Origin of the sequence: Acinetobacter tjernbergiae DSM 14971 = CIP 107465 (genome assembly GCF_000374425.1) — a bacterium.
GTDB classification, from domain to species: Bacteria; Pseudomonadota; Gammaproteobacteria; order Pseudomonadales; family Moraxellaceae; genus Acinetobacter; species Acinetobacter tjernbergiae.
Map to the genome: position 1 here is coordinate 40,248 of NZ_KB894377.1, position 21,822 is coordinate 62,069.

The 21,822-nt window shown below is 38.2% G+C and carries 18 protein-coding genes and 2 pseudogenes; 10 read left to right on the top strand and 10 right to left on the bottom strand.

The window, feature by feature from the left end; translation table 11 throughout:
* The first annotated feature begins 101 nt into the window (after positions 1 to 101).
* Positions 102 to 1,247, top strand: coding sequence for an acyl-CoA dehydrogenase family protein (locus C502_RS0116000; protein WP_018679797.1), 1,146 nt, complete (start codon positions 102 to 104; stop codon positions 1,245 to 1,247).
* Between the two features lie 90 nt (positions 1,248 to 1,337).
* On the opposite strand, the pseudogene C502_RS0116005 reads toward C502_RS0116000, so the two are convergent.
* Positions 1,338 to 1,665: pseudogene (locus C502_RS0116005) on the bottom strand (alpha/beta hydrolase); the annotation flags it as partial.
* Between the two features lie 196 nt (positions 1,666 to 1,861).
* Between C502_RS0116005 and pheA the strand changes: the two are divergent.
* The 4 genes from pheA to C502_RS0116025 all read left to right on the top strand — a co-directional run bounded on the left by pheA (position 1,862) and on the right by C502_RS0116025 (position 7,571).
* Positions 1,862 to 2,971 (top strand): prephenate dehydratase, encoded by a 1,110-nt coding sequence (gene pheA, locus C502_RS0116010; RefSeq protein WP_018679798.1) that lies wholly within the window; start codon positions 1,862 to 1,864, stop codon positions 2,969 to 2,971.
* A gap of 122 nt (positions 2,972 to 3,093) precedes the next feature.
* Complete coding sequence (locus C502_RS0116015; protein ID WP_018679799.1) at positions 3,094 to 5,340, top strand: bifunctional prephenate dehydrogenase/3-phosphoshikimate 1-carboxyvinyltransferase; 2,247 nt, start codon at positions 3,094 to 3,096, stop codon at positions 5,338 to 5,340.
* 285 nt (positions 5,341 to 5,625) lie between these two features.
* On the top strand, positions 5,626 to 6,009 hold the full coding sequence (locus tag C502_RS0116020) for a hypothetical protein (RefSeq protein ID WP_018679800.1): 384 nt from the start codon (positions 5,626 to 5,628) through the stop codon (positions 6,007 to 6,009).
* Positions 6,010 to 6,110: 101 nt separating this feature from the next.
* On the top strand, positions 6,111 to 7,571 hold the full coding sequence (locus C502_RS0116025; protein WP_018679801.1) for an aminoacyl-histidine dipeptidase: 1,461 nt from the start codon (positions 6,111 to 6,113) through the stop codon (positions 7,569 to 7,571).
* 16 nt (positions 7,572 to 7,587) lie between these two features.
* Here the strand turns inward: C502_RS0116025 and C502_RS0116030 are convergent, their stop codons facing one another.
* From C502_RS0116030 to C502_RS0116055, 6 genes are all read right to left on the bottom strand, one after another.
* Positions 7,588 to 8,157, bottom strand: a complete 570-nt coding sequence (locus C502_RS0116030) for an RNA 2'-phosphotransferase (RefSeq protein WP_018679802.1) — start codon at positions 8,155 to 8,157, stop codon at positions 7,588 to 7,590.
* 12 nt (positions 8,158 to 8,169) lie between these two features.
* Complete coding sequence (gene rtcA / locus C502_RS0116035) at positions 8,170 to 9,219, bottom strand: RNA 3'-terminal phosphate cyclase (protein ID WP_018679803.1); 1,050 nt, start codon at positions 9,217 to 9,219, stop codon at positions 8,170 to 8,172.
* A gap of 258 nt (positions 9,220 to 9,477) precedes the next feature.
* Complete coding sequence (locus C502_RS0116040) at positions 9,478 to 9,936, bottom strand: DIP1984 family protein (RefSeq protein WP_018679804.1); 459 nt, start codon at positions 9,934 to 9,936, stop codon at positions 9,478 to 9,480.
* A 28-nt stretch (positions 9,937 to 9,964) separates the two neighbouring features.
* Positions 9,965 to 10,696 carry a hypothetical protein gene (locus tag C502_RS0116045; protein ID WP_228129349.1) on the bottom strand — a complete coding sequence of 244 codons (732 nt, stop codon included), beginning with the start codon at positions 10,694 to 10,696 and terminating at the stop codon, positions 9,965 to 9,967.
* Positions 10,697 to 10,725: 29 nt separating this feature from the next.
* Positions 10,726 to 12,000 carry an RtcB family protein gene (locus C502_RS0116050; protein ID WP_018679806.1) on the bottom strand — a complete coding sequence of 425 codons (1,275 nt, stop codon included), beginning with the start codon at positions 11,998 to 12,000 and terminating at the stop codon, positions 10,726 to 10,728.
* Positions 12,001 to 12,236: 236 nt separating this feature from the next.
* Positions 12,237 to 12,527, bottom strand: coding sequence for a hypothetical protein (locus tag C502_RS0116055; RefSeq protein ID WP_018679807.1), 291 nt, complete (start codon positions 12,525 to 12,527; stop codon positions 12,237 to 12,239).
* 108 nt (positions 12,528 to 12,635) lie between these two features.
* Between C502_RS0116055 and C502_RS0116060 the strand changes: the two genes are divergently transcribed.
* Positions 12,636 to 12,929 carry a hypothetical protein gene (locus tag C502_RS0116060; RefSeq protein ID WP_018679808.1) on the top strand — a complete coding sequence of 98 codons (294 nt, stop codon included), beginning with the start codon at positions 12,636 to 12,638 and terminating at the stop codon, positions 12,927 to 12,929.
* A 446-nt stretch (positions 12,930 to 13,375) separates the two neighbouring features.
* Positions 13,376 to 13,534, top strand: coding sequence for a hypothetical protein (locus C502_RS19180; RefSeq protein ID WP_018679809.1), 159 nt, complete (start codon positions 13,376 to 13,378; stop codon positions 13,532 to 13,534).
* A gap of 315 nt (positions 13,535 to 13,849) precedes the next feature.
* Here C502_RS19180 and C502_RS0116070 read toward each other — a convergent pair whose 3' ends face one another.
* Together C502_RS0116070 and C502_RS18435 are read right to left on the bottom strand one after the other, a co-directional pair.
* The gene (locus C502_RS0116070) at positions 13,850 to 15,460 is read right to left on the bottom strand and encodes a TROVE domain-containing protein (RefSeq protein ID WP_018679810.1); all 1,611 of its coding nucleotides are present in this window, start codon (positions 15,458 to 15,460) and stop codon (positions 13,850 to 13,852) included.
* Between the two features lie 253 nt (positions 15,461 to 15,713).
* Positions 15,714 to 16,662: pseudogene (locus C502_RS18435) on the bottom strand (ribonuclease Z).
* A gap of 336 nt (positions 16,663 to 16,998) precedes the next feature.
* On the opposite strand from C502_RS18435, the gene C502_RS0116080 reads away from it, so the two are divergent.
* The 3 genes from C502_RS0116080 to C502_RS0116090 are packed head-to-tail and all read left to right on the top strand — an operon-like array spanning position 16,999 to position 20,294.
* Entirely contained in the window at positions 16,999 to 18,402 is a 1,404-nt protein-coding gene (locus C502_RS0116080) for a hypothetical protein (RefSeq protein ID WP_018679811.1), read from the top strand.
* A gap of 2 nt (positions 18,403 to 18,404) precedes the next feature.
* Positions 18,405 to 20,003: an RNA repair transcriptional activator RtcR gene (rtcR, locus tag C502_RS0116085; RefSeq protein ID WP_018679812.1), complete on the top strand. Its 1,599-nt coding sequence runs from the start codon at positions 18,405 to 18,407 to the stop codon at positions 20,001 to 20,003.
* 54 nt (positions 20,004 to 20,057) lie between these two features.
* Positions 20,058 to 20,294 carry a hypothetical protein gene (locus tag C502_RS0116090; protein ID WP_018679813.1) on the top strand — a complete coding sequence of 79 codons (237 nt, stop codon included), beginning with the start codon at positions 20,058 to 20,060 and terminating at the stop codon, positions 20,292 to 20,294.
* A 69-nt stretch (positions 20,295 to 20,363) separates the two neighbouring features.
* On the opposite strand, the gene C502_RS0116095 is transcribed toward C502_RS0116090, so the two are convergent.
* Positions 20,364 to 21,419, bottom strand: coding sequence for a DUF2157 domain-containing protein (locus tag C502_RS0116095; protein WP_018679814.1), 1,056 nt, complete (start codon positions 21,417 to 21,419; stop codon positions 20,364 to 20,366).
* Positions 21,420 to 21,822 lie beyond the last annotated feature (403 nt).

Sequence of the window (21,822 nt, forward strand, 5' to 3'; positions counted from 1 at the left end):
TAGTAATTTGATGCAAACGGAACATGACATTTTGTCTAAAAATCATTAGCATGGCTGCGATACAAATTTTTAAGAAAAATGAAAGCGAAAGGAAATTAAAGATGTTAGCTTACGATGCAGATTTGGAACTCTTCCGTGATAACTTTAAACGTTTTATGAGCGAACACATTGCGCCTCATTATGAACAGTGGGAACGTGAAGGGCTTATGCCGCGTTCTGTTTGGACATTATTGGGTGAAAATGGCTTTCTGTGTGTAGATGTACCAGAGGAATACGGCGGTTATGGCGTTCCAACACATTACTCATTAATGTTGGTTGAAGAATCTGCTCGTGCTGGTTATTGCGCATTATCGACAGGTATTTCATGTCATTCAGAAATTGCTGCACCTTATATCCAACATATTGGGACTGAGGAACAAAAACAATACTGGTTACCGAAGATGGTTTCTGGTGAAGCAGTTGGTGCAATTGGGATGACTGAGCCAGGAGCAGGTTCTGACCTACAAGCAATGCGTACCAGTGCAATTTTGCAAGATGATCATTATTTATTGAATGGTTCTAAGACCTTTATTTCAAATGGTCAACATGCGGATGTTGTCGTTCTAGCAGTTAAAACTGATCCTCAAGCACGTGCAAAAGGTGTATCTTTATTACTCGTTGACACGCATTTAGATGGCTTTAAAAAAGGTACAAACTTAGACAAAATCGGTTTGCACTCACAAGATACCTCAGAATTATTCTTTGATAATGTCAAAGTGCCTAAAGATCAATTGTTAGGTAATCCAGGTTCAGGTTTTGCATATTTAATGCAAGAATTACCGCGTGAGCGTACTGCGATTGCATCTACGGCTTTAGGTGCGATTCGTGGTGCAATTGATATTGCAACGCAATATGTCAAAGAACGTCAAGCATTTGGTCAAGCGATTGCACAATTCCAAAATACCCGTTTTGTATTGGCTCAAGCGAAGATTGATGAACTCGCAACAGCTGCTTTTTATAACCAAAACGTTGCTTTATATAATGAAGGCAAGTTAGATGTTGAAACTGCGGCTGCGTTGAAGAGCTTCAGTACTGATATGCAAATGAAAGTGGCTGATAATTTACTTCAGTTATTTGGTGGTTACGGTTATATGACTGAATATCCGATCTCACGTTTCTTTGTTGATGCTCGTATCCAACGTATCTATGGTGGAACGAATGAAATTATGAAAGAAATTGTTGCACGTGGATTGATTGGTAAAGCTTAAGCTATACACAATACGCATGTGAAAATCATAAAAGCTGAATCAAATTTCTGATTCAGCTTTTTGTTTATAAGTATTTGTAAAAAATAGTTTTTAAAATATTGGTATTGTTGGCTCATCAAATAATTTTGAACAATTCAGAGTTTGGCATCCAGCTAACATCACTGCTTCTGGTAAGCTGGCATATTAAGTTGGTGAGATGTTGTTCTGCGGGGTGTTTATAATTCCAAAAGAAAAATTGCGCTGAACGATGCTTGTTAAAATTTTGATAAAAATCATTTTGTTTCGGTATCGACGCATCATTTTGAATGGCGCTTTTACGTTGTTTATGCGTTCCCGCTGTTATCATGAACATGATATTTTGTGTTTCATCATTTTTGTTCTTTAAGTAAAGCAAAAGCCAAAATACTGAGTTGTTTAAACATAATTGCCTCACCAAGGTTGAAATTTTGCCTTTCAATATATCGTGCAAATCATTATCAATAAAGTTGGGGCATCAAAAGAGTTAAAACTCAGCGTGTTTAATAGCTTAAAGTGTTGTTATACTAGCTCGGATAATCAATTCACAGATGAATTGTAATCCATTCTTATAGATGATTTTGCTGAGGCTGCATTCAATGGTAAACGATGGACAAAACACATCGAATTCACTTAATTTAGAACAGATTCGTAACGATATTGATAGTGTTGATCAACAAATCCAAGAGTTACTCAATCGTCGTGCTACGTTGGCAGAAGCTGTAGCTAAAGCGAAATTTGCATCCGAAGAGAATCCGTTATTTTATCGCCCTGAACGCGAAGCTCAAGTATTGCGTAAAGTCATGGAGCGCAATCAAGGTCCTTTATCTGATGCAACGATGGCACGTTTATTCCGTGAGATTATGTCAGCTTGTTTGGCTCTTGAAGCGCCGCAAAGCATTGCGTTCTTAGGGCCAGAAGGGACTTATACACATTCCGCTGTATTAAAACATTTTGGTAAAGATGCGGTTGTGCGTCCATTACCAACGATTGACGAAGTATTCCGTGAAGTTGAAGCAGGGAGCGCACATTATGGTGTTGTTCCAGTCGAGAATTCATCAGAAGGGATTGTTAATCACACCTTGGATTGTTTTAAATCATCGACAGTCAATGTGATTGGTGAAGTTGAGCTGCGTATCCACCACCAATTCTTGGTTTCTGAAAATACTCGTAAAGACAGTATTAAGCAGATTTATGCGCATCAGCAAACTTTGGCGCAGTGTCGTAAATGGTTAGATGCCCATTATCCAGGGGTGGAGCGTGTTGCGCTGAATTCAAATGCAGAAGCTGCTCGCCGTATTCGTAATGAGTGGCATTCTGCTGCGATAGCCTCTGATATTGCTGCAAGCATGTATAATCTTGAAGTTTTACATAGCAATATTGAAGATAATCCTGAAAATACCACACGTTTCCTTGTGATTGGTCGCGAGAAAATCCCTCAAAGTGGCAATGATAAGACGTCATTATTAATTTCAGCACATGATCGTGCAGGGGCTTTGTTAGAAATTCTTGCGCCGTTTGCAAAACATAAAATCAGTTTGACCAGTATTGAGACCCGTCCTGCATTACCTGAGAAATGGGCATATGTATTCTTTATTGATTTAGAGGGGCATATTGGTCAAGAAAATGTAGCTGCCGCTTTGGATGAAATCCGTCCAATAGTCAAAGAGCTACGCGTATTAGGTTCTTATCCAATCGCTGTTTTATAGGTCTATTTATTGTATTTTAAATCCCTCCTGAGCAGCGTAACTGCGCAAGTCCCTCTCTTTTAAAAGAGCTTGTGAAACAGGGTGTTCCTCAGGAGATATTTTTACATAGGCAAATATGTTTTATGTCTCAACCATTATTTAAAAAAGTTGCATTTATTGGGCTTGGGCTGATTGGGTCGAGTCTAGCGCGTGTGATTGTGGCAGAACAACTTGCATCTCAAATTGTGGCTGCAACACGTTCAAAAAAGACACTAGATGATGCAAAGGCTTTGGGGCTGATTCAACAGGGGTATGCAAGCCCAGAAGAAGCTGTTCAGGGCGCAGATTTAATTGTCTTAGCTTTACCTGTTCGTGCTACGCAGAAGGTATTGGAACAGATTAAGCCATATCTCGCAGAGAATGTGATCATCACAGATGTGGGCAGTACTAAGGGCAATGTGGTGGATGCTGCAAAAGCTGTTTTTGGTGAAGATTTACCAATAGGCTTTGTACCAGGACATCCGATTGCAGGTGCGGAACATACCGGTGTTCATGCAGGTAAAGTTGATTTATTTGCCAATCATAAAGTGATTTTGACACCACTTCCAAGTAGTGCGGATTGGGCGGTTGCAAAGTTGATTCAGCTTTGGTCAGCGGCTAAAGCGGAAGTGATTTGTATGGATGTCACCAAGCATGATGAAGTGCTTGCTCATACGAGTCATTTACCACATTTGATGGCGTTTAATTTAGTCGAACAATTGGCAAATCGTGAAGATAATCTCGATATTTTTCGTTATGCTGCGGGCGGTTTTCGTGACTTTTCTCGGATTGCCGCCAGTGATCCACAGATGTGGCATGATATTTTCTTTGCCAATAAAACTGCAATTTTGAATGCTGTGAATGGTTTTGAACAGCAATTGTCGGTTTTGAAGAAATTGATTGAACAGGAAGATTCTCAAGCGTTGATGGGCTTACTTGGACATGCGCAAGCAGCACGTCAGCACTTTAACCATATGTTAGCCAACAAACCTTTGATGGAGAAAAATAAGGTGACACAGCAATTTACCATTTTACCAGGCAAGAAAACATTCGCAGGTAAATTCACTGTACCAGGTGACAAATCTGTGTCACATCGCTCGATTATGTTTGGTGCGATTGCGGAAGGTACAACCCATGTAACAGGTTTCTTGGAAGGTGAAGATGCACTCGCAACTTTGCAGGCTTTCCGTGATATGGGCGTGAGTATCGAAGGGCCTAAGAATGGTGAAGTCACGATCCATGGTGTGGGCATGCAAGGCTTAAAAGCACCTGCAAGCGCTTTATATATGGGTAACTCAGGTACAAGTATGCGCTTGTTATCTGGCATGTTGTCTGCGCAGAAGTTTGATTCTGTCATGACAGGTGATGCATCATTGTCTAAACGTCCGATGGAGCGTATTGCCAAGCCATTGCGTGAAATGGGTGCGCAAATTCAAACCACAGGTGAGAAAGGTACCCCGCCTGTTAGCATTACTGGCAGCCAAGCGTTAAAGGGTATTCAGTACGACTTACCGATGGCTTCTGCTCAAGTCAAATCAGGTATTCTATTGGCAGGTCTATGGGCTGCTGGTGAAACGTCTGTAACTGAACCAGAACCAACCCGTGATCATACCGAACGTATGTTACGTGCCTTTGGTTATGATGTAAAAACTGAAGGTAATAAAATATCATTGGTCGGTGGTGGGAAATTGGTTGGTACAGATATTCAAGTGCCTTCTGATATTTCATCTGCTGCATTTTTTATGGTGGGTGCGGCAATTACTGAAGGTTCGGACGTTGTGCTAGAAGCAGTGGGTATCAACCCAACACGCACTGGCGTAATCGAGATTCTGAAGCAAATGGGTGCGGATCTGATGGTTGAGAATGAACGTATTGCAGGTGGTGAGCCAATTGCAGATATTCATATCAAAGGTTCTAAAACGTTGAAGGGTATTCATATGCCTGAAGACCAAGTGCCTTTAGCAATTGATGAATTCCCAGCATTATTCATTGCAGCGGCATGTGCAGAAGGTCAAACTGTTCTAACAGGTGCGGCTGAACTTCGTGTGAAAGAGTCTGACCGTATCCAAGTCATGGCAGATGGTTTGAAAATCATGGGCATTGATTGCACACCAACAGAAGATGGCATCATTATTGAAGGCAAAGGCAAGTCTGGTGATTGGTCAGCAATTTTCACAGGCGGCGAAATTGAATCTCACCATGATCATCGTATTGCCATGAGTTTTAGTATCGCAGGTTTGCGTACTTCAGGTGAAATTACCATTCATGGTACTGAAACTGTTGCGACAAGTTTCCCAACCTTTACTGAGCTTGCAAATACAGCAGGTTTAGATTTACAGGTTGTGAATTAATCATTTGATTCCCAAAATGCAGTATTTACTCGATCTAAATGCTGCATTTTTTGTGAATAAATTCATAAAAAGAAGTTGTTCGTCGATATTATAAAACGTATAAATAATCAAAATGACGGGTTTGGCCATGTACATATCTAATTGGGTCGAAATTTATCAAATTAGTAAAATAAGTAAGACAATCGGCTAATCAATTAAAGACAATTGTATATATAATAATCCTTACCGTACGAGTCGGTTTTATGCTGTGATCCAGCTAAGAACATAAAAAATAGAGGGAATACCATGAAAACATTGCAATTTATAGCAGATTGCCCTAAGCATGGGGTAATTGATCATCCACCCAATGAATGCTATATCACGCAAGAATACGTGGCTGCACTATTGTATAAACAATTAGAACACTATGGTTTTGATGCGGAACATATTCGCCATGAACATGAAAAAATTGAAGTTAGGATTGATAATCATCAACTGCCTCTTTCAATCTTATGTTCTCAACAAGATACAGAGGGTCATATTTTGTGTGAAATCTCTGCAAACCCACAACAAGAACAAGCTTGGTTTGAAAAGATTGAGACCCAAAGTATCATTCGTCAGCTTGCACAGGCTGTTGAAAATAGCTTAAAAGCAGAACATAGTTTTTCTCAGTTTGTGTGGAAAAGTTAAGACAATTTTGCCAATAAAATCTTAAATAAAGTGATTTAAGCATCGCCACTTAGGCGTATGGTGTATATTCTTTTAAAAGTTCTATTTGAGAGGATAAGTGCATGACACAGGTCGATTTTTCTAAATTATCGCCAAAACAGGTTTGGCAACATTTTGAGACCTTGTGTACGATTCCTAGACCATCAAAGCATGAACAACAGTTAAGACAACATTTAAAAGATTGGGCGGAACAGCGCAGCTTAGACACTTATATTGATGAAATTGGTAATTTAATTATTCGTAAAGCTGCAACAGCAGGTAAAGAGCAGGTTACAGGTGTCATTTTACAAGGTCATTTGGATATGGTGACACAAGCTAATCGTGGCACGCAGCATGACTTTTTTAAAGATCCCATTCGACCTGTATTAAAAGATGGCTGGCTGATTGCTGAAAATACCACGCTTGGTGCAGACAATGGGATTGGCGTTGCTCTCGCACTGGCTATATTAGAATCAAGTGATATTGCGCACGGGCCAATTGAAGTTCTTTTAACCATTGATGAAGAAGCGGGAATGAGTGGTGCGCGTTTACTTGAGTCTGGGGTTTTAAAAGGTCAATGGCTATTTAATATTGATACCGAAGAATGGGGTGAGCTTTATCTTGGTTGTGCAGGCAGTATTGATCTCGAAGTACAACAACCATTGGAATATGTCACTGCTCCTACAGATATGATCTATGTTGACCTATTGGTCTCGGGTCTAAAAGGTGGTCACTCTGGTGTGGATATCCAATTAGGTCGTGGCAATGCCAATGTGATTTTAGCCAATTTCCTCAATGACTATTTTGCACAATCAAATGCCCGACTAGTTGAATTTGTAGGCGGTACAGCACGGAATGCTATTCCTCGAGAAGCTGTTGCAACGATTGCGATTCAAGCAGAACGACTAGCTGATTTGAAAAAAGTACTTCTAGTCACACAAGTTGAATGGCAGAAAAAACTACAAGGTATTGATGATCAGATCCAAATCACAGTACAACAAAATACCAATCAGATTGATGAAGTGATTGCACTACCTCATCAACAAGCTTGGTTGCAAGCATTAGCAACGTGTCCTTATGGCATTGCTGAATGGAGTGCGGCTTTAGCTGATGTGGTTGAAACCTCGAATAATATTGGCGTGGTCAAACTGACTAAAGATGAAGCGAAAACCTTAATTATGGTTCGTTCGATGGTGAATCAAGAAGCAGTAGCATTTGCTCAAAAGATTCAACAGCACTTTGCCAGTTTTGAGATTCAATCTGAATTAACGCCGTTGGTATCAGGTTGGACACCGAATCCAGATTCGGCTGCATTGAAATGTTTGCAACAGGCTTATCAATCTGCATTTAAGATTGAGCCAAACTTGAAAGTGATTCATGCCGGTTTGGAGTGTGGCATTATCGCTGAACATTATCCGAATTTACAGATGGTATCGTTTGGTCCTGATATTCAAGGGGCGCATGCGCCGGGTGAGAGGGTTAAAGTAGATACGGTCGAGAAATGCTGGAAGTTACTGGTGACTGCATTGGAAAGTGTGAAGTAACGAATTAATCCTGAGATCAGACCAATGATCCTGTCTTGGTCTGATCAATCAGTGATAAATATTGAGTTGGTACATGTGTTATTAGCCATACACCATTTTCTGCTTGATAAAACGCAAAGCCGTCTTTATACATTTGTACTGTGTCAATCAAGAGTAAAATTGGCTTTCCATAACGTTGACCGACATTGAGCGCCGTTTCTTTATGTTCACTGAGATGGACATAATGACGTTGTCCCGCAATTAAGCCTTGTGCCTGAATTGATTCCATAAATCGACTGGCTGTACCATGATATAAATGTTGCGGTGGTTCAATTGCAATCATCTCTCTTTGTACTGTATGGGTTGAATGACCTTGTACTGCACGAATATTTAAACCATCGTCTGAAATTTGAAAGCGCTTCTTGTCACATTGCGCCACAATTGTTTGGATGAATTCATCATCCAAAAATGTATTGTGTTGCTGTGCTGCATCAATGAGTTCAGCAATCTTTGCCCAACCTTCTTGATCGAGTTGAAGCCCGATTTGCTCAGGTTTATGTCTTAGGATTAAACTTAAGAATTTACTGATTTGTGTATGTGTTTTCATTTCTAATCTTCATTATTTAACGTGTATATTGACCTGAAATAGCGTTTTATCCAACTCGATAAACTCAATATTACAATCAATAAATTTTTCAATCATCGCTGCTTGGGTGCGAGTATGTTCACTGATGCATTGAGCCGTAAAACGACCACCTTGACCCAATGCTAAAGGTAACAAGAGTTGATCTGCTAAATACTCATCAACGACTGCTTTTGAGTTTAGATAATATTTGACGTCCTCAGCTAAATTGTTCGCAATTTGTTCTGCACTTTTACGCATTTCACCTAAGGCTGTAAACAGTTGGGTGTGATGCTGATGTTCAACTTTGACATAAACGGTATTGCCTTGGCTGATTCCCTTTAAATGAAAGTGCTGCTGAGAATTGAGTGTTAACCTTTTATTTAAAGTCGCTAATTCTCGTTGTACGATTTGCGCTTCTTCTGAAAGATTCAGCACCGCTGCAAAAGCATCAATACTCTGTAATGAACCACAATCTAATAAATCTAGTTTCTCACGGTTTAGCCAGGGTTGAATGGTGATTTGTATTTCTCCCGCGCCAATTGGGAAGAAACCTGCTTTGTTTAATTTGAAATCGACACCAATTCCTAGCTTTTTTAGGCAAGGCAAAAAGCAATGTTCAATAAAATCCGCCGTTGGCGCAAGTGGGTTATGTGTACCGCCTGAAATGGTGAGTTCACTGGCTTCATTTTGTAAGAGTAAAGCAGGCAATAATGTTTGCAAAACGAGAGTTGTGCTTCCTGCCGAACCGATTTGAAATTGGTATTTTCCACTTTGCACATGTTGTGGCGCAAAGTACAAACGTTGGCTATGTAGTTCAGCACCTTCAATATAAGCTTGGCTGATCTGTTGAGATGCCTGTACACAGACCAAATGTTGACGCATCAGACCTGATTTTTTACGTCCAGCCCGAATGTTAATCAGTTCAAACGCTTGACCTGTAATCATTGAAAGGGCAAGGGCGGTTCTTAAAATTTGCCCACCACCTTCGCCTTGTGAACCATCAATTTGGATGGTGGTTGGCAGCTTTGCCAAAATGTTATTCACGTCTATTTTCCTTATTTTCTAATTTAATGAACATACTGTCAGTACATGGTAATGCGAAGTAACGTGTCACTTTGTTTTTGGCAAAGGTTTACTAGGTACACGGTGCTGAGCCTAATCAGTGAAGATTGATGCACGGCTCACATGCTGCCATAGCCGCCTGAATTATTTTCAATCCCTCAGATCGGAGTAAAGCGGGATCTTGTACTCGCCCAGTATGTTCAAACTGGTATTGTGAAATAAATCCACAAAATCTATTGTCTATTCGACTAAGTCAATCTGCCAATTGGCAGCCTGAATGTTGATATTTAAATCGCGTAGTTTCGCGCTGATATCATCGGCTTGTTTTTGCAAGCTAGAAACAGGGATAACTTTTTGCCATTTAATTTCACGTGCGCTATAACGATCAGGTTCACGATGGGTATTGGCAATCGCATCAATGAGAATCTTATGTTGTTCAGCATAACTACCCCGCAAGCTTAATAGGGACAGCAGAATTTTGCCATCCTCTAGCTTTGCTTGCGCATTGGTCAAATGAATACGACAAATCAATTGATTGCTTTCTTGAGTTAAAGCAAACACCTGTTTGATCAGTTCATTTGGATCTTCACTCGGTTCATCACCATCTTGTACCAATACATTGGCGTTGATCCGTTGTTTTAATGAAGTGAGCTTTTTTTGTTGATCGCTTCGCAGTAAAAGTGCTTCTGCAAGTTTCATTTGAATTTACCTTTATTTTCATTTCTCTTTAATAAAGATGATAAGAGGCAGAATTGATTGTTTCTATTTGCTGTGGAGTTAAACTATTCTGTTCAAGTGCATATAGAAATTGATCTAATATGATATTTTGATGCTCTGAATTTTTAATCCAAACATACATGATTTGTTTTAGCTTATGATCCGCAAAACTATTGTTGTAGATACCATTGTAGAACCAATAATTGAGCATATTTGCTAAATTGATTAATGCTGAATGGTGAGTTAATAAAAGAACCCACTCATCAAGTAATGGTTGAATATCTAAGCCTGCTAGATGAAACATAGTAATGTATTCATCTAAGCTATAATTTTCATCGAAATATATTGCTTTATATTGGAAGAAAGCCAAAGCAAATTTCTGCATAAATTGGATTTCTTTCGTTTCCCAAGCGTTCTCTAAATTAAAATAACATTTGTTTAAAATAATTTCTGTGCTATGACTAAGGTTTTCGCCTTGAATCAGTAATTCCAATATTTTAGGTAGCAAATGTTTAATTTGTTGTGCTAATGCAAATTTATCCATACTTTCAGCAGCATCAAGATATTCATAAATCAATCGGCAGTTAAGCTGTGCCACTGGTAGACGTTTTAATAATTCACCATCAGCGGTTTGTAAGCAGCAAGTACCATGACAAACCTCGAATTGATCCCCCATTAAATATGAGGAAAATAGTTGATAAGCCTCTGTAATTAAGTTTTTTAAATCAGTTAGACTAGTCATTTTATTTTCCTCAACCTCATGGATCATATTTAACCCTTTACACAAACCACTTGTCTTAATGTATACATCACTTCAACCAAATCCTGTTGAGCTTTCATGACATCTTCAATCGGTTTATAGGCCGATGGAATTTCATCAATCACATCAGCATCTTTACGACATTCCACACCTTCAGTTTGTGCAATCTGATCTTCTACGGTAAAGCGTCGTTTGGCTTCTGCACGGCTCATTACACGACCTGCACCGTGCGAACATGAACAGAATGATTCCTGATTTCCAAGACCACGCACAATAAAAGACTTCGCACCCATCGAACCAGGAATGATTCCGTATTCACCTAGTTTGGCTCGTACAGCACCTTTACGTGTCACCATCACTTCTTCGCCATAATGCTCTTCCTTTTCCACATAATTATGGTGACAGTTTACGGCTTCTAGCTTGGCATTAAATGGTTTTGGGATAATGGTGGCTAAGGCTTTAATCGCAGATTGCATCATGATTTCACGGTTTTTCATGGCAAAACGTTGCGCCCAACCCACAGCAAACCAATAATCATCAAAATGCTCAGTACCTTCGACTAAATACGCCAAATCTTTGTTGGGTAAATTAATAAAATGCTTTTGCATATCCTGACGAGCAAGCTCGATAAAATGTGTTCCAATTGCATTTCCTACACCACGAGAACCTGAGTGCAACATAATCCAAACTTGATCATATTCATCCAAACAGATTTCGACAAAGTGATTTCCTGTACCCAAAGTTCCTAAATGCTTACGGTTATTGGTATTTTTTAGGCGAGGGTGCTTAGCACAAATCAACTCAAAATCAGTCACTAAGTCAGCCCAAGCTTGATCAACCATTTCAGGTGGCGTTTCCCATGAACCTTGATCACGGCGACCACGTGTTTTAGTCATACCATGTGGAATCAAACGTTCAAGCTCGGTTCTTAATCCATGTAAATTATCAGGTAAATCTGAAGCCGTTAGACTGGTGCGAGTTGCCATCATTCCACAACCAATATCGACACCCACAGCCGCAGGAATAATCGCACCTTTGGTTGGAATTACACTTCCAATGGTTGCACCTAAGCAAAAGTGTACGTCTGGCATCACTGCCATCCATTTATAGATAAATGGCATTTGTGCTGTTTGTAATAGTTGTTGTTTTGAGTTGTCATCAACAATTACGCCATTTGTCCACATTTTCACAGGCATACTTTTTTCATTTTGCAGCACTTGGTAGGCGCGTTGTTGTTTTGCTTGCTCAATTTGAGCTTGTTGCTTAACTTCTTCAATAACTGACATTTTCACTTTCCTTTCAAAGCCTGCCTGCCAAGCGGTTGCAGACAGGTGATATGCACAAGATCCCAATGATATTGTGTGATTATACTATTGCAGTGAGTGTGCCAACTTTTTTTAAATATAGAAATATGATTTAAGATATTGATATTTATTGATATATTTAATTTTAATATTTTTTAAAATGGAGTCTTGTAAGAATTTGGATATAAAAATATATATTTTTATATCCTAAATTATATTTAATAGCCCATTGCATTTTTACCTGTACGAGAGAACTGTTGCTTTACATCAATTTTTAACCATAAAGTATGTTGAGGATGTTCATGGTAACAATAATACAATGCTCGGTTTCTTTGACTAAGGTTGAGTTTCATCTTTTTTCGCTTACGCTTTAATACTGAGGGCTTTTCAAAATAACCATATCGTTTTTTGTACCATCGGGTGGCTTGTAGGTGGTAATGTTTTTGATTGAGCAAGTATAAGGCTTGATCAATGTCTTGATCGTCTTGAAGATAGACTGTAATGGACATATTTTGCGTTTTAAAGACTGACACCTGTCTTTTATTAAGAGTATGGATATGTCTTTGCATAAAGGCATGTTATAACCATAGCAAAAGATAAATAAATTGCCAAGCCTCATGGATATTCTTCGTTATCTACTCACGATTCTTTTATTTATTACTGGGGTATTATGCCTTATACGTTTTTTAGTAGACGACTTTAATTTTATATTTCTAGCGGTAAGTTTTGTCTGTTTTCTGCTTGCTTATTGGGTAAAACCAAAACGAGAAAACCACGATCGTAGAAATGATGCGTGGGACTGGGTGGATGTGATTGATATTACAGTTGAAGTTGTTTATTGGATCGTTACTTTACCATTTCGGTTATTGCGAGGAATATTCGACTCTTCATCTCCAGATATTATTCCATAAATAATAAACTGATCTCAATCAACAAGTTGGGTAAACACTTCTTTTTCCTTAACTGCCATATCCATAAATAGATATACAGCTACGCACGATTTTGCTATGTAGTGCTTATTGCATTTGATTGAGATTAAAAGTAATCATCACAACAAAAATAATGAGACTTTTCCTAAAAAGGAATAGGGATTTGAACCCCGTGCTTACGCATTCACCATGTAGTCCCATTGGCATTTGTGATGATGCGACATAAACAAAAAAATTAAAGACTTGAGACCATTGCCTTAATTAGACGACTGTACTTGCATACAGGTGAGAGTGGCTACTCACATTGATGGTAGGAATGTAGTCCTTAATGCATTTTATGCCGTACCACAAAAAATAGACCAACAAAGAGTATTAAGACAATCATTTCAGTGCGTTTTCCTTTCCGCCATTGATCGAAGTCGATCAAGATGGAATCGAACCATCAAGTCATTGCTGACGCTGAAGCCTTTTATGTAGTCCTAACAGCATTTGGTCTGTGGCCAGTAAACAAAAATGACAAGACCTTTTATACATGGCTCTATCCAATTGAGCTACAAACTGATTTGCATCAATTTGAAGGGACTTGAACCCTCAACAAATGTAGTCCTATTGGCATTTTACTGGCTATGACTATCACAACAAGTCAGTAATTAGATTTTTTTGAACTAGGGTATTAGCCCTATGCGATGTAATCCAATCAGTATTTGTGATAATCATAAATCTGCACAACAAGAATGATGAAACATCGAGCCAGCTTGTGCTGAGCTATCGTGAAAGGATAGTGATGTAGTTCCATCTGCATTTGTGCAGTTTTATTGTATGGCAATAAAGTAAAATTAGAAACATGACATTTAAAAGATGTAGTTCCTAAAGCATTTGCCACACTTTACTGACCTGACGAATCAAGTCCGTAATTCGATTTTTTCAATTTCACTGACCCAATGATCAGCGTGCATTTTACCTTGTGCAAACAGATCAATTAAACGAAAGACCTCATCGCTAAAACCGCCAATATTGATGGTGTCAATTCGTTCAGGGACTTGTGTATGTGTATATGGCTGTAAATCTACGCAGACCAATTTTGCATGAGGGCAGCGTTGTTTTAAAATATCCCATTCATATAACATGCCTGTTTTGTGTTGTGTGCGTAATTGGTCAGCCCAAGATTCATTGTCTGAAAAATAAATCATCAAATCGACAGCTCTCTGATCTCGATTAAGTCGCTTTAATGGAATGCTGCAATTCGTTCCACCACCACCAAGCGCAGCAAATTGTTTGGCAACCTCAAAAATAGAGCGTGTTTTGTTGCCAGAGAAAACCTGTTTTAATCGACCTAATAGGCTTACATCCGATTCATGTTCCACGATGTTGAGCGAATGCAATTGCGTATCAAACGGCATAATTTCAATCTCAGGGTTGACCTGCTTTAAAGCACAAGCAAATAACGATGCAACATCTACGCAACGCAATTTTGAAGTTGCACCTTTACGATAACCCGTCACTGGGCTTGCCATTGAGCCGGATACATCCACAGCAACCACCACACGACCTGTTAAACGAGGCACATTTTCTAAGGCGGCTTGCATCACTTGTTCCAAAGCTTGTCGTACAACTTGAGGTACTGCATCATCTAAAGCTGCCCAAGTTGCCATCAATTGATAAGGCAAAACTCGACTTTTACGAATCATATCCTGATCTTGTAATTTATTTGCAATGACATTGTCCATACCTTCGATCTGAAATACGCCGTGTCGGGCAAAAGTATTCAGGTTCATTCTGAGCATTTGCCAACCGCCATTTTTAGCAATCTCTGCCCATTGCTGTGCTGAAAGCGATAAATTGGTCAGCAATTGCATTGGTAAATCAGGTACATCCTGTGTTAAGTCTTGACGGAACTTTTCCAATACCTGCACTTTGAGTGGCAGTTGCTCAAGCTCATATTTTTTACCCAAGATATAGGCAAAGAAAGCATCTTGGTTTGCATCTTTAGGCTTTGGATGGGTCATTTTTAACACATCTGCCAAAGAGGGTTGATTACCAATGTTGGCAGAAAGCAACTGATTGTCGCTGGCATTAATTAACCATTGATTGATCATTTTCTTTGGTAAGCTACCCAAAGATTTACGCTGTATCGCACCTGAACGCATGATTTGCACAAAGTTACGCAACTGTTTGCCATTATCAATCACCAATGGGAATACAGCTTTAAATAAGTTTTGCTCAAGTTGCGATAAAATTGCCAACAGTAAGACAGGCATATCTTTCATGTGATTGTTTTTACGTGCGTAGACTGCCGTTTTAGCAATAAAAGTTGGCTCTACATTTTGTGTAAATGCTAAAACTTGCTCAAGCTGAGCTTGCGCATTTTGGTAAAATGTATGATTCAACGTACCTGTAGCTGCAAGTTGCGCCAAAGCTTGACGATCATCTAATTGAAAAGCACGTCCACCAGCTTCATTGCTGATCAATTTGTTTTTGGTTGCCTGAGAGGCAAAAATTGTCTGGTTTGCCATGACGCATCCTCCATAAATTTTAAATTGTTTTATCTTGGTTGTGTTATTGCAGAGAGTGTGCCAATTCTCTTTTTTTTAATTTATTTTATTTTTAAGTAACTGATAATTATTATAAATAAAATAATAAATATTTTTTATGAGAAAAGTTGAGTGGATTTTTATGAATATAATATATCTAAATAGATATGAAAGTATTAAAAAAGATATGTGATCTATATGTAGTTTTCATTGATAGATCACATAGGAGGAAAAATTATGATGATGCAACGATTTTTGAAAGTTGACCTGTTTCATTTAAACTAAATTGATCAAAATCATCGGCTAAATAGAAATTGCCTTGATAAAATTCACGAACTTCTTCAGCAATGGCTTGTTGTCCAATATTATCCTGATGGCGAGGGCTAAAATGAGTCAGGATGAGATTGCTTAAATTCTGCAACCATCTTTGCTGAACTATGCATGGGGCCTGAACCCACTTTATCTAAAATGGTTTGGGTGTAAGTGCTTTCATGAATTAAGAGTTGAGCATCTTGGCAAGCTTGAGCCAATAACTCAGGACGATCATTATCTCCACCGACAATTGCATGTACACGTTGCGTTTGGATTTGAATAAAATCAACCGCTTTTAAGGTTTGCTCATTAAACTGGAGGTCTAAGCCTTGCTGTAAATAACCCCAAACTTTACCTTTTGGTACGCCGAGTTGAATTAAAGCCTGGGTATCTAATTTCTTTTGGGTGTATTGCGCAATAATACTAAAGGCAAAACTCGGTACTCGATGACTGAGTGGGTGGGCTTGAATCGAAAGCTCATCAGTCAACTGTTGTATTTGAGTGGCTTCATTCACATCAATGAATTTCAGTGGATAGGGTAAATGCAGATCCGTCAGTTGTGCAGTTATTTCAATCCATTGTTGAATTTGTTTGGGTGCAATAATGGTTAAGGGCGCAGTCCGTGCATTCATACCTGCACTTGCCAATAAACCGACGAGTCCATAACAATGATCACCATGAACATGAGTAATGCAGATGGCAACCAAGCTTTGTAATGAAAGTTTGGCCTGTTGAATCCGATGTTGAGTACCTTCACCTGCATCAACTAATATCCAATCTTTATTATTACTGTTACGGATTGCTAAGCCAGAAACATTCCGAGTCAATGTGGGCACACCAGAAGATGTGCCTAAAAAAGTAAAATGAAGCATATTGTTGGAATTTTTCACTGAAATGCGTATCGTATATTATAGGCATTTATAAAATATTATAGAAATCATGGCATTTGAAATGAATATAATTAACGGATGTTACTACCTACACTCTATATTTTGATTTACATGAAATCGTGAACATAATATTTTGTATTACCCATCCACAAATGTAGGATTACTGCGTAAAAACCCTCTTTAACTTCCTGAGCCCCAAGATAAATATAAGATTTAATAGATATGAATAAGATAACTAAATTTTTTGCAATTTTTGCTCTCGTCCTCTACTTAAGTTCGATATTTCTGCCATTTACAAACGACTTTTTAGGGGGGACTATGTTTTTGGCAGCAATGCTCACGCAATTTACAATTGTTTATATACCTGTAACTTTTCCTGTTTGGGCAAATATTACCTTTATTTATACACTGTTGGTATTAAAAAAAGATAAATCAAAAGCTTTAGGTCTTTCAGTTGGTACGATGGTACTTATGGCTTTTGGGGTGTTTTTTGGATTTTATGGTGAAGGAGTAGGTTGGGGGGCAGTAACATGGTTTTTATCTGGAATGATGCTATTGGCAGGTACATTAATTCAGAATTATGGCTATAAAAACTTAATAACGTTTTCTGCTCTAAGTTTATTTGTTTTGGTTGTATATTCAGCATATGCCTTGGGTGAAGAACAGAAGAAGTATGCAACATCAAATTTATGGCATGATATGTCAAATGGTGTTTTATTATCAAATAATGTAAGTCAGAATAACAGAAGTAAAAAAGAAGTTCCTCCATTAAATAAAGTGGAATCTAATAATTATAATCGAGTGAATTTTGGTGATAACAGAGTAGTTAGAAAATATAGTTTTACTATTTCTGGAAATGATCTTATTGAGATAGAAAGTTATGATGTAAATTATCACTTAAAAAAAGATAATGGGGACTTAAAATTTCGGCAAGATGCATGTAAATTAATAGGTAAAAAAGTATTACCTTTTCAAAAGCCATTATTTTATTTAAAAGATGGATACTATTGGAGGCAATATTCTTATCATTATGCAATAGATAGTCAATTCTCAGTAGGTGTTAAGAGTGATAAAAAACCTAATTATATTTATTCGGTCAAGAATGAAGATCGAAAATATTCTCATATTTCTTTAAAAAAAGCGAAAGATAAGACTATTTTATATGAGCAAAAGTTGTTGTCAAATGAAACAGTTTTGAAATGTCAATATGAACCAGCAGCTTATGCAAATGAAATAAATTCTATCTTTTTATCCATGTCGAAAAATTTAGATGATAATGATCATTTACATCTAAAATTTGAAGATGAGCAATGGAAAACAGATGTTTTAAATCAAAATTGCGATTTTCATACTTTAGCACAACAAAATGTATATCAATGGGGTGACAAGAGAATAGATTTTCAAGAACTTGATTTAGTTCATTTAAAAACATTATGTTCTGATCATTATTTAGCATTTATTCATTTAACTAAAGATGATTACTATTCTAAAGAGTTAGGCTTATCTAGTAGAGTGCAGTTAAAAATATTTAGGAAAAATGATTTTACTCCTCTAGGTTGTAGTCATTTTTTATTTGATATTGGTCGTGATTTATTGAAAGGTTATTACGAAGGAAAAGTTCATATTAAAAATGTACATGTACATCCCATACCTTATAATTGTGCTATAGCAAAGATTGAGTTGGATAATGGAATGGTTTTTAATCAAGATAAGAGATATTGAAAATGAATAAAAAAACCATCGTTATCGGCTTTGTGGGTTCTACCTTAGATCAAGGAAAGCGTCCTGATCGATGGCAACGCTGGCGTCCGACCTTGAGTCTTCTAATCCATGAAGATCTGATTGTGGATGAATTGGTACTATTACATGATCGGCAACATCACAATTTAGTCAAATTTATTGCTGAAGATGCTCAAAATGTGTCGCCATCGACTGCCGTGTCAGGTCAGCGAGTGAGTATCCGTGATCCTTGGGATTTTGCCGAGGTCTATGGTGCGCTATATGACTTTGTAAAAAGTTACCCCTTTGATACTGAAAAAAATAATTATCTTTTGCATATCACTACAGGCACACACGTTGCTCAAATCTGTTGGTATCTTCTGGTCGATGCCAATTATTTACCTGCCAAGCTGATTCAAAGTGCACCCAATCAACAGAAAACGCCAGAAGGTGAATATCGCATCATTGATCTGGACTTGTCTCGCTATGATGTTCTCAAACAACGTTTTGAAGATGAGCAACAACAAAACTGGCAACAGTTGAAAGCCAATATTTCAACCTATAACCATGAATTTAATCAACTGATTACCGAGGTTGAGTTAGTTGCGACACGCTCTAGTGCACCTATTTTGATTATGGGCGCAACAGGTGTAGGTAAATCGCATTTAGCTAAACAAATTTTTCAATTAAAGAAAGATAAGTTTCATCTAAGTGGGCGTTTTATTGATGTGAACTGTGCGACGCTTCGTGGTGATAGTGCCATGTCGAGTTTGTTTGGGCATATTAAGGGGGCATTTACTGGTGCAGCGGCTTCACGGGCAGGATTATTGAAAAGTGCTGATCAAGGTATTCTATTTTTGGATGAAATTGGGGAGCTTGGGCTAGATGAGCAAGCGATGTTGCTTAAAGCGCTTGAGGATAAATCCTTTTTTCCTGTCGGAAGTGACAAAGAGGTTCGGGCCGATTTTCAACTGATTGCAGGGACAAATAGAGATCTTAGAACCGAAGTGCAAGCAGGGCGTTTCCGTGAGGATTTGTGGGCACGACTGAATACATGGACTTTCTTTTTACCCAATCTCAAAGATCGAATTGAAGATATTGCCCCGAATATTGAATTTGAGTTGCAACGCTTTGCGGCAGATCAGCAACGACAATTACGTTTTCAGCGTGATGCACTTGATGTGTATTTGAAATTTGCCAAGTCTAATGAAGCATCCTGGCAGGGGAATTTCCGTGATTTAACCGCTAGTGTGACGCGGTTAGCGACATTATCCAGTGGTGAGTTGATCCGTTCAGAAACGGTGGAAAAGGAGATTCAGCGTTTAAAGCAGTTGTGGTCGATTCAAACTATACAAAACCAATCTAAAGACGTAGATATTCTCCTCAAATATTTAGATCACACACAGTTGGGCGAGATTGATGAGTTTGATCAGATTCAACTGCGTGGCGTACTTCAAGTCTGTGAAAATGCCAAGTCGATGGCGGATGCTGGACGCCAGCTATTTGCTGCTTCACGCCAGCAGCGTAATACCACTAATGACAGCGACCGAGTCAAAAAGTATTTGGCTCGGTTTGGGTTAAGTTGGAATGATTTTTCAAAATGATATTTTGCTATTATCGCCTGTTGCTAAAGTAAACTTCTATTTCTGGGATAGATTATGAATATAAAACAAAAAATCATTTACGGAAATTCTACGATAAAAGATATCAGGCTTGTGGTTGAGCCGTGGGGTCGTGAGTTTATTTTAGAGCCGAATTCCAATGTTGATATTATCATTGAAGGAAATATTATGCTTGGGTGCTTAGAAATAGAATCGAATGAAGAAGGTTTGATTATTTATGGTTGGGCAGGAAGCATAATTTCTATATATCAAAATGGAATAGAAGTTTGTTAAAAAAAAGGCATATTTATCAATACACTCTTATTGCAAAAATTATTTTTTGCAATGAGAGTGGGTGTAGTTCTAGTATTTATTTGATTTTAACGTAGATGAAAATTCTAAGTTCCAGAGTTTTTCGGCATGCCGGCCAATCCACCAGAACGACACAGCTAACAAGATAAAGAAAATGGCTTTATGCATACCATTCCAAAAGAACTCAAAATACTTGGTGTAGAGGTTAATAAATAAGAAGGTGATACCAAAACCGCGTGAGGTGGCATCATCATGTTTTAAACCATAGACAATCGCAATGATGGCAATAAACGCGAATAGCACGCCCCAATGTAACAGCTCATATTGCTTGACGCTATACCAACTCCCTAAGTCACCATAATTACCAAAGATCGAAAGAATCCATAAGGCAATAAATAGATACAGTAGGCCCATGACATAGGTTGAATGGGCAAAGTCCTTAAAATGCACATAGCGTTTAAACAGCAGACTTAATCCAATCAATGCACCACCAAACAAGACAAAGCGTAAAGGGAAGTTCATCCCAAGATAATAGGCACCCCAACCTGACATATAGCCTGTTTCAGTCCCAAACCATGAGCCAAGTGAGAGTAAGGAAAATACCCAAATCAGTCTAGATGGAAACCAGAAGGCAAGCGCCGCATAAATGATGGTTGAGAGCAGGAACAATAAAGAGAAATGCCCACTGCCTGTATCAATCGCTTGGCCAAAATAGGCGACGGATGCTGCGGTAGACAGCACGCCTGCAAAAATAATCGCTTCATTGCTAAATTGATGTAAGGGTTTGGTTCTGCGTCGACGATAGGCAAAACCATAAAAGGCCGCTGCAACTGCAGCAAAAATTAGACAAGGAATGATTTTTGAATCAATAAAGATTTTTTCAATCAATTCCATCAAGAATTTATCGGCGGTAATTGCGGCAATCGCGATCACAGCACAAATCATTGAAATCCAGAATGAGTATTTTGCTAAACGTTCCCAGTCGAAAGGTCGAATCGAAAAGCTGTGCTTTAACTCATTGGCTACATCAGGCGTAATCGTGCCTTGTTGTTGCCAATGTTCAATGGTTTGCTTTAAAAAAAGTCCCTGTTTTTTATTTAATTTCATTATTAAAGAACCCAAATGCTCATTTTATCGATATTGATATAGCAGAAATGGGGCATTAGGAGTATTTCTTTTAGTAATCGAATGAATGTTTTATTATATTTTTTCAATGGTTAATATTTGATTTTATTATTTGAAAATGGGGATTTTTTGATCTTTTGTTGTCATCCAATAATTGCTTTCATGGTAGAAATCTGAATAGGCATAAGGCAACTCTTCGATAGTTAAACAATTAAGCATATTTTGATACCACTCAATATAGGCAGAATTCTTATTTTTGCATTGGTCTAAAAACTCTTGATGTTGTTAAATAAATAGCTCAGTCAGTTCAGTAATATCTTGAGTGATTTCTGTTTTGCGGATATCTTTATTTTTTTGAATCCAGCTAGAAATAATAATGGTAGAT